Source organism: Streptomyces griseorubiginosus, from assembly GCF_036345115.1.
Taxonomy (GTDB): Bacteria; Actinomycetota; Actinomycetes; order Streptomycetales; family Streptomycetaceae; genus Streptomyces; species Streptomyces griseorubiginosus_C.
Map to the genome: position 1 here is coordinate 8,650,742 of NZ_CP107766.1, position 14,471 is coordinate 8,665,212.

Annotated in this window: 10 protein-coding genes; 4 read left to right on the top strand and 6 right to left on the bottom strand. The window is 72.4% G+C overall.

The annotated features are described in order from the left end of the window. Positions 1-14: 14 nt before the first annotated feature. A complete protein-coding gene (locus tag OHN19_RS38965) occupies positions 15-3,968 on the top strand; it encodes a glycosyl hydrolase (RefSeq protein ID WP_330268713.1) in 3,954 nt (1,317 codons plus the stop codon). On the opposite strand, the gene OHN19_RS38970 is transcribed toward OHN19_RS38965, so the two are convergent. Then, entirely contained in the window at positions 3,945-4,970 is a 1,026-nt protein-coding gene (locus OHN19_RS38970) for a LacI family DNA-binding transcriptional regulator (protein ID WP_330268714.1), read from the bottom strand. The genes OHN19_RS38965 and OHN19_RS38970 overlap by 24 nt on opposite strands. 365 nt (positions 4,971-5,335) lie before the next feature. Between OHN19_RS38970 and OHN19_RS38975 the strand changes: the two genes are divergently transcribed. The 3 genes from OHN19_RS38975 (at position 5,336) to OHN19_RS38985 (ending at position 8,113) form a co-directional block, all read left to right on the top strand. Further along, positions 5,336-5,533, top strand: a complete 198-nt coding sequence (locus OHN19_RS38975; protein ID WP_330268715.1) for a hypothetical protein — start codon at positions 5,336-5,338, stop codon at positions 5,531-5,533. Between the two features lie 154 nt (positions 5,534-5,687). Beyond that, on the top strand, positions 5,688-6,476 hold the full coding sequence (locus OHN19_RS38980; protein WP_330268716.1) for a cyclase family protein: 789 nt from the start codon (positions 5,688-5,690) through the stop codon (positions 6,474-6,476). Beyond that, entirely contained in the window at positions 6,473-8,113 is a 1,641-nt protein-coding gene (locus tag OHN19_RS38985) for a thiamine pyrophosphate-binding protein (RefSeq protein ID WP_330268717.1), read from the top strand. The genes OHN19_RS38980 and OHN19_RS38985 overlap by 4 nt, the downstream gene beginning before the upstream one ends. A gap of 56 nt (positions 8,114-8,169) precedes the next feature. Here OHN19_RS38985 and OHN19_RS38990 read toward each other — a convergent pair whose 3' ends face one another. The 5 genes from OHN19_RS38990 to OHN19_RS39010 all read right to left on the bottom strand — a co-directional run bounded on the left by OHN19_RS38990 (position 8,170) and on the right by OHN19_RS39010 (position 14,346). After that, positions 8,170-9,621 (bottom strand): glyceraldehyde-3-phosphate dehydrogenase, encoded by a 1,452-nt coding sequence (locus tag OHN19_RS38990; protein WP_330268718.1) that lies wholly within the window; start codon positions 9,619-9,621, stop codon positions 8,170-8,172. 90 nt (positions 9,622-9,711) lie between these two features. After that, positions 9,712-10,941, bottom strand: a complete 1,230-nt coding sequence (locus OHN19_RS38995) for a DegT/DnrJ/EryC1/StrS family aminotransferase (protein ID WP_330268719.1) — start codon at positions 10,939-10,941, stop codon at positions 9,712-9,714. Positions 10,942-11,020: 79 nt separating this feature from the next. Next, on the bottom strand, positions 11,021-12,160 hold the full coding sequence (locus OHN19_RS39000) for a GNAT family N-acetyltransferase (RefSeq protein WP_330268720.1): 1,140 nt from the start codon (positions 12,158-12,160) through the stop codon (positions 11,021-11,023). Between the two features lie 141 nt (positions 12,161-12,301). Continuing rightward, positions 12,302-12,952 carry a response regulator transcription factor gene (locus OHN19_RS39005; RefSeq protein ID WP_330268721.1) on the bottom strand — a complete coding sequence of 217 codons (651 nt, stop codon included), beginning with the start codon at positions 12,950-12,952 and terminating at the stop codon, positions 12,302-12,304. A gap of 101 nt (positions 12,953-13,053) precedes the next feature. Further along, positions 13,054-14,346: a sensor histidine kinase gene (locus OHN19_RS39010; protein WP_330268722.1), complete on the bottom strand. Its 1,293-nt coding sequence runs from the start codon at positions 14,344-14,346 to the stop codon at positions 13,054-13,056. Between the last annotated feature and the right edge of the window lie 125 nt (positions 14,347-14,471).

A 14,471-nucleotide genomic window follows, 5' to 3' on the forward strand; every position in this document is an offset into this window, starting at 1 on the left:
GGAAGGACCTATCCGTGATCTCTCCAGCTCTGCGACAGCTGTTCGACAACCCGCCCCGGGACTTCGGCCCCACCCCGCTGTGGTGGTGGTCCGGCGCCCAGGTCACCCGCGACCGCCTCGCCTGGCAGCTGCGCCGGTTCGCGGACGGCGGCGTCCACAACCTCGTGGTGATCAACCTGGCCCCGGCGGGCCCGACCTTCGGCGCCCGCACCGACGACCCGGTGTGGTTCGGCGAGGAGTGGTGGGCCCGCTTCCAGGACGCCTGCGAGATCGCCGGGGACCTGGGCACGCGCCTGTGGTTCTACGACCAGATCGGCTTCTCCGGCGCCAATGTCCAGGGGAGCATCACCCGACGGCACCCCGAGGCGGCGGGCCGGGCCCTGCGCTCGCGCACCGCCGTGGTCTCCGGCGGCACGGTCGCGCTGCGCGGCGCGGAGATCCTGCTGGGAGCGTACGACCGTTCGGGCGCGCGCCTGCCGGTCGGCGGCACGGACCCCGCCCGGGCCGATCTCGCGCGGATCGCGGCCCCCGACGGCACCGAGGCACGCCTGGTCCTGGCCGTCCCCACGGCCTTCGACTACCTGAACCCCCAGTCGGTCGGCCACCTGTTCGACGCCATTCACCGTGAGTACGACCGGCGGGTCCCCGAGTACCTCGGCAACGTCATCGCCGGCAGCTTCCAGGACGAGCTGCCCGCCACCAACACCTGGACCGCCCGCTTCCCCGAGGAGTTCCGGACCCGGCGCGGCTACGACCTCCTCGACCACCTCCCGGCCCTCTTCACGGGAGACGACACGACAAGGGCGCGCAAGATCCGCGCCGACTACTACGCCGTCCGCGCCGAACTCACCGAGGAAGCCCTGTTCCGCCCGCTCGCCGCCTGGCACGAGGAGCGCGGCCTGCTCCTGGGGTGCGACCAGAGCCACCCGGCCCGCTCCGGCTTCCCGGCCCAGTCGACACAGCTCTACACCGACTACTTCCGCACCCACCGCTGGTACAGCGCCGCCGGCAGCGACCACCACGGCGACGCCAAGGTGCACTCCTCCATGGCCCACCTCTACGGCCACGAGCGCGTCTGGATCGAGTCGTTCCACTCCTCCGGCTGGGGCGGCACCCTGGAGGAGACCTACGACTGGCTGCTGCCGTTCCTGCGCAGTGGCGCCAACCTGTACAACCCGCACGCCAGTTACTTCGGCACCGCGGGCGGCTGGTTCGAGTGGGCGCCCCCGTCCACCGACTGGCGCCAGCCCTACTGGCGCCAGTACCCCGCCTTCTCCCGGGCCGTCGCCAGGATCTGCTCGATCCTGTCCTGGGGCACCTACAGCGCCGACGTGGCGGTCCTGCACCCCACCGCCACCATGCAGTCCCTCATCCCCCTCGACGCACCTGTCCAGCACTTCGGCGACGGCCGCCTCGGCGGACCCCACACCGACGCCGACGAGACCCAGCGCCACTACCTGGAGCTGTGCGGCACCAACAACTGGCTCGAACCCGCCGTCGGCGCCCTCGACCGCCATCGCGTCTCCTTCGACGTCATCGACGACGCCTCGGTCCAGGGCGCCAAGGCCGGTGACGGCGCCCTGCGCGTCCGGGACCTGGCGTACACGGCCGTCCTGTTGCCCTCGGCGAGCGTCCTGGAGCACGAGACGGCCCGCCGACTGGCCGAACTCCTCGACGCGGGAGGCCGGGTCGTGGTCGTCGGCCGACCGCCGGCGCACGCCTCGGGTCTGTCCGGTGACGACTCCGTCGTGGCCGCGCTGCTGGACCATCCGCGCCTGGAGCGGGTGCCCGACGCCGAGGCCGGCGCGGCCGCGGTCGCCGACGCCGCCGGATACGCCACGGGAGAGGTGCCGCTGCTCGTCCGAAGGCAGGGCGGCATGGCGGTCGCACTGGTCACGGCAGCCTTCCCCGACGCCCGTACGCATCCACCGAAGGGCCGTCACGAGATCGACCCCGCCCGCTACGCCCGTCACTCCACCGTCACCGTGCGGGGCCCGGTCGCCGAGGCCGAGATCTGGAACCCGGCGACCGGCAGCCGCACCCCGGGACGCGTCACGGTCACCGACGGCGTCTCCACCATCGAGGTGCCCCTGCACGGCGCCCCCGCCGCCCTCGTCGTGTGGCGCGAAGGAACTCAGGCGGACGGCGCCCCCCTGCCCTCGCCGCCCGGGTCGTCGGAGTCTGTCGACCTGTCGACCGGGTGGGAGGGCCGCCTCGTCCCCACCATGGACAACACCTGGGGCGACCTGGCGCTGCCCGCCGGATCGTCCGTCGCCGAACCGCAGATCTGGACCATGCGGTGGAGCGAGGGCGACGGCCCCTGGGAGACGGCACGCGTGACCTACGGCAACCGGGTCCGCGTCCTCCCGCCCGTACCGTCCGCACAGGCACCGGATCCCCTCGATCCGGCCGCCGTCGCGCAAGTCCTCGCCGGGGAAAGGGAGTTGGCGCCCGCGCACTGGGATGTCTCGCTGTACTCGTCGAGTCGCGGCATCCCGGACCCGGACGGGCTGCTGGGCAACAAGGGGCTGGTGCCCGAGGAGTTCGTGCGGGTGGCGGTGCCGGGGCCCGGCTCCGTCGCCCGCGTCAGGACCGTCGTGGAGACCGACCACCGCGGGCCCGCCGACCTGCACATCGGCGCGGCCGCGGCGAAACGTGTGTGGTGGAACGGGAGCGCGGTCGAGACCGGTGGCGGTCATCTGGCCTCCGCCCGGGTGGAGGTCGAGCGGGCGCGTAACGTCCTCGAGTACGAACTGACCGATGCCCAGGACCGTCCGCAGACCATCTCCGGTGCCACAGGCACCCCGCTGGGCAGCTTCTTCTGCCTGTCCCGTCCGGACGGGTTCGCCCCGCGCCCGCTGTTCATGCGGGTCCCCGACGGTGTACGGCCGGACGGCAGCGTGACCTACCGCGGCCGGATCAGTACGCCGGGCCCGGGCGCGGCGGCGGTCCTCGTCGTGGGTGCCGCGGTGGGTGTGACCGTCCTGCTCGACGGGGCCGTCGTGGCGCGGCAGGAGAAGACGGAGTACTACGAGTCCGACTGGGGCGCGGTGCCGATGTTCTTCCGGCACGAACTGACGCTGAGCGGCGGCGACCACGTCCTCGACGTCGTGGCCGACAGCGTGGACGCCCGGGACGCGGTGTTCGTCGACCTGGTGGCGGACGCCACCGCCCTGGTCAGCGGCCCCGGTTGGGAGGCCAGGACCGGGGAGTGGGCCGGGCTCACCGTCGAACACGAGGGCCGTTGGGGGGAGTTGCAGCACTGCGGCGCCGTCGTACGACCGCACCCGCTGCCCGAGGCCGAGTGGCTGGCCGGAGCCCCGGTGCTCGGCTCCAATGTGCTGCCGCTGCGGTCCACCGACGACGTCCGGGAGGCCGAGCAGCGCTTCCGGTTCACCGTGCCGGCGGGGACCGTCTCCCTGGACCTGCCGCTGGAGCTGCCCGCCCGGGCGAGGATCGACGGCGGTGATGAGATCCGGCTGGACGGATCGGAGTTGACGCTGAATCAACCACTGGGTGTGGCAACGGAGTTCGAGGTGATCACCGCCCCCTCCGCCGTCCTGCGCGGCGGTTCGGCCTGGCGCGGGCCGGTGCGGGTGCGCACGGTTCCCGCCCCCCTGCCGCTGGGGGAGTGGGGTGAGCTGGGGCTGGGCGGCTGGAGCGGAGGCGTGACCTATGCGCGGACGCTCGAGGTGCCGGCCGGAGAGGACCCCGTGCTGGATCTGGGCCGGGTGCGCGGCAGCGTGGCGGTGTCCGTCGACGGCGACCTCGTCGGCGAGGCGTTCTGTGCGCCGTACCGCTTCGAACTGCGCGGCAGCGCCGGGCGTACCGTGCGTCTCGAGGTGACCGTCCACAACACCTTGGCGCCCTATCTCGCCGAAGCCACCCCGACCGCCTGGGCGTTCCCCTCGCAGCTGCCGTCCGGTCTGCTGGGCCCGGTGACGCTAGAAAGGCCCGTCCGAGGCTGAGCGGGTGGAGTCCCGCAGGACCAGGCCCGGCGCGAACACCCGTGCCTCGTGGGCGTGTTCCGCGCGGGCCTCCACCTCGTCGAGGAGCATCTCCACGGCCGCCCTGCCCAGGTCCTCGACGGGCTGGCGGACCGTCGTGAGGGTCGTGCCCACGAAGCTCGCGATGTCCAGGTCGCCGTAACCGACCACCTGCACGTCCTCCGGGACCTTCACACCGAGCTCTCCGAGTGCGCGGCACAGTCCCGCCGCGAGGAAGTCGTTGGTGCAGAAGACACCGTCGGGCAGCTCGTCGAGACTCCGGGCTATGGCGGTGCCGTACGCCACCGTCATCTCCTCGGCGACGACCTGGCCGAGGCGGGCCTCGCGCCGGGTGCGCACGGCCTGGCGGGCGCCCTGGTAGCGGTCGGCGCACTGGCGGATCGTGCGGTCGCCGTTGACGACGAGGATGTCTCGGGCCCCGCGGTCCAGCAGGTGCTGCACGGCCATGCGGCCGCCCGCGATGTCGTCCACCGAGACCGAACAGCCCTCCTGGGCGGGCATCGCGCGGTCCGCCAGGACCAGCGGGATCCCCCGCTCGCGCAGCCGCGACAGCCGGGTCGGGTCGGCGCTCAGCGGGACCACGACCGCGCCCACGGCCCGCTGCTCGACCAGCATGGTGAAGTAGCCCTGCTCGCGCTCCGGGGCGTCGCCGCTGTCGCAGAGCACGAGGGAGTAGCCGTGTTCGTACGCCGCGTCCGCGGCACCGCGCGCGATGCGTGAGTAGAACGAGTTGGCCACGTCCGGCAGCACGAGACCGATCGACGAGGAGTGACCGGTGCGCAGACCGGCGGCTCCCGGGTGCGGGACGTAGTCGAGCGCGGCGACCGCGTCACGGACCCGCGCGGCGGTGCGGGCATTGACCCGCTCCGGCCGGTTCAGGACGTTGGACACCGTGGACACCGAGACTCCGGCGGCGGCGGCGACGTCCTGGATACGGGCGGGGCGAAGCGAAATGGCGTCCACCCCCTCGCTGTTGCGGCCGTTCGACCGGGCGACGCAAGTCTACCCTCGCGGAACGCGAAACGTTTTTCGAATGGGCGGGAAAGGGGCCGCGACCTGGCCGCCATCGAAAATCCGGTGAACCTGCACACCGTTCCGCGCTGGGTCGCGACCGGGGTGAAACGCGGCCGCGGTTGTGCCGTCGCACACCTTTTGCGTGTCGGTGCGACGGCGAAGTCTGTGAAGGAACCGACGTGTTCGGTGAGCGGGTTGCGACGCTGGTGAAGCCGACCGTGCCCGTCGGCAGGGAGCGACTGGCAGCGCTGCCCCGGGCATGCTTCGATCCGGGAGCCGTCGTTGGCATTGCTTCCGCGAAAGGAAACGCGCGCATGAACTCCGCCCCCCGCTTCGAAACCACCGAGATCCACGACGCGGACCTCGACACCATCTCCGGTGGTGTGGCCGTCGCCGCCGCCTCCGGTCTGCACATCGAGGCCGGGCCGCTCACCGTCTGCGCCGACCTCGGCGCGTTCGTCTCGGCCAAGGGTGTCGCCGCGCACGCGAACGCCGACGTCGTCCTCGGCTGAACCGTCACAGCACGCCCGACGGGCCCCGGATCCACCGATCCGGGGCCCTTGGTGTCTCCTCCGGAGGAGGAACGCGTCCCGGCCCTCGGCGAGTGGGCCGGTCAGGTCCAGTCGGTGACATGCTGGCAGCCCCGGAGCGTTTCAGGAGGCCCTCATGCACGAGCAGCCGTCCGTCCTCACCGCGCTGGTGTCCGCCCTGCGCGGCGGTTCGATCGAGGTCGTCGACCTCACCTCACCGCTCTCCTCGTCGACCCCGGTGATCCAGCTGCCGCCCCAGTTCGGGCAGACGGCGGTCTTCGAGCTGGAGGAGATCAGCCGGTACGACGACCGCGGACCGGCCTGGTACTGGAACAACTTCCGCAGCGGCGAGCACACCGGCACCCACTTCGACGCCCCGAACCACTGGGTGACGGGAAAGGACCTCGCCGACGTGGCCTCCGTCCCGGCCCACCGCCTGATCGCCCCCGCCGCCGTACTGGACTTCACCGCCGAGGCGGCCAAGGACCCGGACTTCCTCGTGGAGGTGGACCACGTCAAGGCCTGGGAGGAGCGCAACGGACCGCTGCCGGACGGCGGTTGGCTGCTCCTGCGCACCGGCTGGGACGCCCGCTCGCACTCCCAGGAGGCCTTTCTGAACGCCGACGAGGACGGCCCCCACACCCCGGGCCTCTCCCCGGAGTGCGCCCGCTGGGTGGCCGAGGAGTCCCCCGTGCTCGGCCTCGGCGTCGAGACGGTCGGCACGGACGCCGGACGCGCACACTCCTTCGACCCCGCGTTCCCCTGCCACTCCTATCTGATGGGCAGCGACAAGTACGGGCTCACCCAGCTCCAGAACCTCGCCGCGCTGCCCGCGACCGGCAGTGTCGTCATCGCGGGACCGCTGCCCATCGTCGCGGGCTCCGGCTCACCCGCGCGCGTGCTCGCGCTGGTGGAGCGGTCATGAAGGTCGCCGAGGCCGTCGGACGGGCCCTGCACGCGGCGGGGGTCGAGCAGGTCTTCGGGGTCGTCGGCTCCGGCAACTTCCACCTGACCAACGCCCTGGTCGCGGCCGGGGCCCGGTTCGTCGCCGCCCGCCACGAGGGCGGTGCGGCGACGATGGCCGACGCGTACGCGCGCGTGAGCGGTACGCCGGCCGCCGTCAGCGTCCACCAGGGTCCCGGGCTCACCAACGCGCTGACGGGCATCGCGGAGGCGGCCAAGAGCCGTACCCCGCTCCTTGTGCTCGCGGCCGAGGTGACCCGGCCGACCTCCAACTTCTACGTCGACCAGGAGGCGCTCGCGCGAGCGGTGGGCGCGGTGCCGATGCGGATCACCTCGGCCGAGGACGCCGTAGGACAGGCATGTGCGGCGGTGCGGCGGGCCCTGCACGAGCGGCGCACGGTCGTCCTCAACCTCCCTCTGGAGGTACAGGGGTTGGACGCTCCCGAAGCTGCCCTCGCGCAGGTGTCACCGCCGCCGCCACGACCGGCGGTTGTGCCGGCCGATGCCGAAGTGGCGGCCCTGGTACGGGTGTTGGGGCGGGCCGGGCGGCCGGTCTTCGTGGCCGGTCGCGGCGCGCGCTCACCCGGTGCCCGGGACGCCCTCGAAGCCCTCGCCGAACGCTGCGGCGCGCTGCCGGCGACCTCGGCGGTGGCGCGCGGACTGTTCCACGGCAACCCCTGGTCGCTCGACGTGTCCGGCGGCTTCGCGACCCCGCTGGCGGCCGAACTCATCGGCGGCGCCGACGTGATCGTCGGCTGGGGCTGCGCCCTGAACATGTGGACCATGCGGCACGGAGCGCTGATCGGCGCCGACGCGACCGTGGTCCAGGTCGACGACGACCCGTCGGCACTGGGCGCGCACCGTGACCTGAACCTCGGGATCACCGGTGACGTCGAACTCACCGCACGGCACGTGCTGGAGTCCTTCGGCGGGAAGCGTGAGGGCCTGCGCACCCCGGACGTCGCCGAAGCCGTCGCCACCCGCGGGCGCTGGCGTGACGTGCCCTACGAGGACACGAGCACCCGCGACCGGATCGACCCGGTCACCCTGAGCATCGCGCTCGACGACCTCCTCCCCGCCCAGCGGGTCGTCGGCATCGACTCCGGCAACTTCATGGGGCACCCCAGCATGTTCCTGTCGGTGCCCGACGAGGACGGGTTCTGCTTCACCCAGGCCTACCAGTCGATCGGGCTCGGCCTGGCCACCACGATCGGCGCGGCCCTGGCCCGCCCGGACCGGCTGCCGGTGGCCGCGCTCGGTGACGGCGGGGCGCTGATGGGGGCCGCCGACCTCGACACCGTACGGCGGCTCGGGCTGCCCATGGTGGTCGTCGTGTACAACGACAACGCGTACGGCGCGGAGGTGCACCACTTCGGCCCCGACGGACACCCGCTCGACACGGTCGAGTTCCCGCCGACCGACATCGCGGCCGTGGCCCGCGGCTACGGCTTCGAGGCGGTGACCGTACGTACCCACGTCGACCTGAAGGCGGTGGCGGACTGGGTCGCCGGGCCGCGGTCGGCGCCCCTGCTGATCGACGCGAAGGTCGTGCGGGACCGGGGCGCGTGGTGGCTGGAGGAGGCCTTCCGGGGGCACTGACCGGCCTCCCCTCGGAAGGGTGAGGGCCCGGCGCGGGACGCCGGGCCCTGGCAGGCTCAGGCCGCCGACGGGTACGTCGGGTACTCCACCCCGGAGACGTGCTGTACGACCCGGATCACCTGGCAGGAGTAGCCGAACTCGTTGTCGTACCAGAGGTAGAGGATCGCGTTGTCGCCGTCGACCTTGGTGGCGCCCGCGTCGATGATCGAGGCGTGGCGGGAGCCGACGAAGTCCATGGAGACCGCGTCCGGGGCCGTCGTGAAGTCGATCTGCCGCTTGAGCGGGGAGGTCAGGGAGACGTCACGCAGGTAGTCGAGGACCTCCTCGCGGGTCGTCTCGCGGCCCAGGCGCAGGCTCAGGATCGCGATGGAGACGTCCGGCACCGGGACCCGGATCGAGCTGCCGGTGATCGGCGCCTTGAGGTCGGGCAGGGCCTTGGCCACGGCGGAAGCGGCACCCGTCTCCGTGATGACCATGTTCAGCGGCGCGGAGCGGCCCCGGCGGTCGGCCTTGTGGTAGTTGTCCAGCAGGTTCTGGTCGTTGGTGAACGAGTGGACCGTCTCGACGTGGCCGCGCAGCACCCCGTACTCGTCGGCCATCGCCTTCAGCGGCGGCACGATCGCGTTGGTCGTGCAGGAGGCGCAGGACAGGATCTGCTCGTCCGGCTTGATCGTGTCGTGGTTGACGCCGTGCACGATGTTCGGGACGTCGCCCTTGCCCGGCGCGGTCAGCACGACCTTGTCGATGCCGGGACGCAGGTGCTGCGAGAGGCCCTCACGGTCGCGCCACTTGCCGGTGTTGTCGATGAGGATGGCGTCCTTGATGCCGTACGCCGTGTAGTCGACCTCGGAGGGGTCGTTGGCGTAGATCACCTTGACGGTGTTGCCGTTGGCGACGATCGCGCCCTCGGCCTCGTCGACGGTGATCGTGCCCTGGAACTGGCCGTGGATGGAGTCCCGGCGCAGCAGCGAGGCCCGCTTCACCAGGTCCTCGGAGGCCCGCCCGCCGCCGCCCCGGACCACGATCGCGCGCAGCCGCAGACCGTTGCCGGAACCGGCCTTCTCGATCAGCAGCCGGGCGACCAGGCGACCGATGCGCCCGAAGCCGTAGAGGACGACGTCCCGCGGCTCGCGGCGCTCGATCTTGTTGCCGCCCGTCGCGCCGGCCACGGCCTCGGCGGTGAACTCGGCGACCGACAGGCCCCGGTCGTCGTCCTTGTAGATCTCGGCCAGCCGGCCGATGTCGATCTGCGAGGGGCCGAGGTCCAGCGTGGTGAGGGCCTGGACGAAGGGCAGGGTGTCGGTGACGGAGAGCTCCTCACCGGCGATCTGCCGGGCGAACCGGTGGGTCTTGAGGATGCTGACCACCGACTTGTTCACGAGGGAACGGCTGTGCAGGAGAACCGTTACGTCCCGCTCCCGGTGCAGCCTCCCGATCATCGGGATCATCGATTCCGCGATCTCCTCGCGGTTCTTCCAGTCGGTGAACGAGTCGTCCTTGACAGTCACAGAATTCTCTTTCGAGCTAGGCAGCGCTCATATGCTAACCCCCTGATCTTTTGATCGATCGTCGGGGTGTCACAGCTCACTGCCTGCACCTCACGGCCCCAGGATCCGGGGCGGCGGAGCGTCCGGGACCGGCCGCAGCAGCGAGGGGTGCGCGTCGGCCACCCGTTCCTTCGTGAACGCGGCCACGATCCTGCGGGCCAGCAGCGGATCGGCCGGCAGCGCGTGCGCGGCGAACCAGCGGGCGGCCGACGGGTCGGGGGAGGGCTCGACGAACTCCGCGCCCGCGTAGTCGTCCAGCGGCGGGTCGTAGAGGTAACCCGAGACCACGTCGTGCCGCACCAGCCGCTGCACCAGGGCGTCGCGGTCGTGCACCAGGAGCGGTACCCGGAAGAGGGGGAGGGGGCCGTCGTGCGCCGTACGGTCGCGGAGCGCGGGCGAGGCCCATGGGGTGCCCGACAGGAGCGCCACGCCGGCCCTGCGCCGGGCGAGGTCCTCGTCGAGGCGGGCCATCCGCAGCCCCAACTGGCCGCGGACCAGGGAGCCGTGCCGGGAGCGGTAACCGTGCAGATCGACCCGGATCCACCGGTCGTAGGCGGTCAGGCTCGGTGCCTCCCGGCCGGCGGCGGCCAGCCGCGGCGCCCGCAGGTCCATCCGGAACGCCTCGCGCTCCATGAGCCCCAGCCGCTCCATGGTCCGCCACACCGGCCGCACCAGGTGCAGCGACCGGACCGCGGACCGGGCCAGCGGACGCAGCGTCGTGGCCAGGTCCTCGCGCAGCCGGCCAGGGGTCAGCAGATCGTCCCGCAGCAGCTCCAGCTCGCGGCGGGTGCGGGCGTCCTCGACGGCGAGGAAACCGCCCGCCATCCCGGCCACGTGCTTGGACAGGCTGAAGGCCGCCGCCTTGCCGAAGGTCCCGACCGGCTGCCCGTCCACATGGCTGCCGATGGCGTGCGCCGCGTCCTCGAACAGCGGGATCCCCAACTGTGCGCAGCGGCGGCGCAGTTCGAGGACCCGGTCGGGCACGCCGTACAGGTTGGTGGTCAGGACCGCGTCGATGCCGCGCCAGGTCGACTCCGGTACCGCGGCCGGGTCGATGTTGCCGTCCCACGCGGACACGGGGGCCTGCACGGGGCGCAGCCCGGCCGCGAGGACCACGAACAGGATCACGTCGTCGTTCACCGGTGACATCAGCACCCGCGCGCCCGGCCGGCACCAGCGCCTGAGCGCCAGGTACAGGGCCAGCCGGGCCGACGGTGTGTAGACGCACTCGCGTCCCAGTCTCCGGGTCATCGTCGCGGCCAGCCGCGAGCCGTACGGCATCGGCACCCCTTGTGTCGACGGGCAGGGAAGGACCGTGCAGGAGCAGAGAGCCTCGCTGGGGACAGGGGGGTGAGCGGGCTCAGCTCGCCAGCGGTCCCGCGCTGCCGGAGTCCGAGTGGTGCCGGGAGGTGCGCAGGGTGCCGACGGTCTTCAGGAGGCGGTCCGCGGGCTCGCGCAGGGCCGGGTGCGCGTTGACCGTGTTGCGCAGCCCCCGCACCGGGCGGCGCCACATCCGGTGTGCGGTCGCCACCGGGTGGGGACGGGTGGCGAATCCTTCCGCCACGCGCAGCTCGCGGGTCTTGAGCCAGTCCTTCCACTCCTTGTCGCCGCGCCCCATGTCCATGAGCCGCGCCCCCCGCCGCCCCGCCGCCTCCGCCATCCGCAGATGCATGATCAGGCCGGGGGAGTAGTAGCGCAGCTCGGGGTCGTACGCGGTGAACCAGGGTGCGAAGACCGTGTGCGAGATCGGCCCGAAATGGGCGGCCACCGGCCGGTCACCGGCGTACACCACCGAGAGGACCCCGGTGAAGTGCTCCTCGCGGACCTGGAAGAGGTCCTCCACCAGGTGCACGATCCACGGCCTCGCGAACCGGTCCATCCGGCCCGTCCTGCGGTACTGGGCGGACTTCCACCGCATCAGCGTGCGCAGCGCGGCCGGGTCCCGCTCGTCGAACACGAACCGCATCTCGCCCAGGTCGCGGGTGAGCCGGCGCTCCTTCTTGAGCGTCGTCTTGGCGAGGCCCGGGTAGGCGCCGCGCAGCCACTCCGGGTAGCTGTCGCTGCCGACCTTCAGATCGATCACCGGGGAGGCGAAGGTGCCCGTGACGTAAGGGGCGAAGGGCTTCTGCTCCTCCACCAGGTGGTCGAACTCGAAAACCGAGAGCCCGCAGGCCTTCAGCAGGGCGCGGGTGTCCCAGGTGACCCCGGGGCGGTGCACCAGGCCCTGGCAGTCGGAGAGTCCGAGGCCGACGGCCCGCCCGACGCCCAGGGTGCCCCGCTCGTACGGCAGGAAGCCCACGGCCTCCCCGTGCTGGTGGAGGACCGCCACCCGGGTGCCGGTTCGGTGTCTGCCGATCCCGGCCGCGAACTCCGGTGCCAGGAAAGGGTTGGCGTAGTCGGGGGACTCGTCCATCGCCCGGTGCCAGGCCCCCCGGAGCGCGGCATCGAGTTCCTCGGGTCTGTGGATCGTGATGTCCGTGTCACTGCTCATCGATCGCATGGGCGACCGCACCCCCCAATTCCCCCACTGCCGATCGAACTGTCGGCAAGGATCAAACGTCGCGAAACAGTACGCACGCTGTCAAGGGTGCCTGCTGTAACGGAACAACGCGGAAAACGCGCATATGGTTCCCGCGGGCGGTCACGAAAGCAGCCGCCGCTCCTTGGCCACGGCCACCGCGCCCGCACGGGTCTCGACGCCCAACTTGCCGTAGATCCGGCCCAGATGGGTCTTCACGGTCGCCTCGCTGATGAACAGGGCCCGAGCGATCTCCCGGTTCCCGAGGCCGAGGGCGAGCTGCGCGAGGATCTCGTGCTCGCGCGCGGACAGGGTGGGGCGTGGGCTGCGCAGCCGGGTCAGCAGCCGGTCGGCCACGGGGGCGGAGAGCGCGGCGCGGCCGGTCGCGGCGTCACGGATCGCCGCGAACAGCTCTTCCGGCTGTTCCGCCTTGAGGAGATACCCCGTGGCGCCCGCCTCGATGGCCCGGGTGATGTCGGCGTCGGTGTCGAACATGGTGAGCACCAGCACGCGCGGGCCCCTCGCGCCCCGGGCGGTCAACTGCCGGGTTGCCGTCACCCCGTCCGTCCCGCCGTCGAGCTGAAGATCCATCAGCACGACGTCGGGGCCGAGATGGGCCGCCATGGCCAGCGCCTCCTCGCCGGTCGCGGCCTCGCCGACCACGTCGATGCCGTCGGCACTGGAGAGCAGGGCGCGCAGTCCGGCGCGGACGACGGCGTGGTCGTCGCAGAGCAGGAGCCGGACGGGTGGGGAGGGGGCGGTCGTACGCCTCACCGGGGCTCCTTGATCGGTCACTGGGACTCCTTGAACAGCCGCCGGGGTTCCTTGACCAGTCGCCAGGGCTCCTTGACCAGCCGCCGAGGTTTCTCGATCAGTCACAGGGTGGCCCCCTCGACCACGAGCGGGACGGCGACCGACACGACGGTGCCCTCACCTGGTGTGGACTCCACGGTGAGGGCACCGCCCGCCTGGCGGGCGCGGATGCGCATGGCGGGGAGGCCGTGTCCACGCGTCGAGGGCCGGTCGTGGCCACGAGGCGAGGGCTGGCCGTGCCCGTGCGTCGAGGGCCGGTCGTGCCCGTGCGTCGAGGGCCGGTCGTGCTCATGCGTCGAGGGCCGGGGCTGCGCGGACCCGGGCGGTGTGAACCCCCTGCCGTTGTCCGCGACGTCCAGGGAGACCTGGTCGTCCAGCCAGGTCAGGGTGAGCGCGGCCCGGGTCGCCGCCGCGTGCTCGCGTACGTTGGCCAGCGCGCCCTGCGCGATCCGCACCAGCGCGCCCGCGACCCGCTCCGGCAGGGGACCGGGGTCCCCGTCGAGCCGGAACTCCACCGTCAAGCCTGGACCGCTCTCCCGCCTGGCGAGTTCGCGAAGCGCCTCGGCCAGGGAACGGTCCGCGAGGTCGGCCGGGGCCAGGTCGTGCACGAAGCGACGGGCCTCGGCGAGGCTGTGCGAGGTGATCTCCGCCGCCGCCCGCACATGGTCCCGGGCCTGGTCCGAGCCCCACACCCGCTCGGCGGCCTGGAGCAGCATCCGCTGGCTGGACAGATCCTGCGCGAGGGTGTCGTGGATCTCCGCGGACAGCCGCTGCCGCTCCGCGAGCACACCGGCCCGCCGCTCGGTCGCGGCGAGTTCGTGCCGGGTGCGCACCAGGTCCTCGATGAGGACCCGCTGCCGGGCTCCCTGCCGTTGCAGATGCACCAGTACGGCGGTGGCGACCGCGGCGACGGCCGGCGGGGCCACGACCATGTTGGGGTTGAGGGGCCCGTCGGCCACCCGTATCTCCGAGAGCACGACCAGCGTGGTGAGCACGGCAGCCGACGGCACCGCGATCCTCGGCGGCAGCGCGTGCAGCCCGGCGAAGAGCAGGGGCATCACACACCAGGTGGCGCTCGGAGCGAGGGCCAGAAGCACAACCCAGACGGTGGTGACCGAGCCCAGCCAGAGCAGATGGCGCCGGGTGGGCGGCAGTCCGGGGCGGGTCGGCGGGGCCAGCAGATGCCCGAGGACGTAGAGGAGACAGAAGAAGCCGAACAGCGCCACCACCCAGCCGGTGCGCGTCCCGCCCTGGTCACGGCTCAGGAATCGGGCGAAGGACGAGCCCAGCAGCAGGAAGAACGCGCCGTGCACGATCACGCCCAGCCAGCGCTCTTCCGGATCGGTGTGGTTCATGCTCCGTGTCTAACGCCCCCGGCGCGGCCGCGCATCAACCGATCGGCTGACATGGCGGTCGCCCGAACCTCCCCGGGGAAGGCACCTGTCGACCGAGCCCGACGCCCGGCCGCCGCACCGAGGCT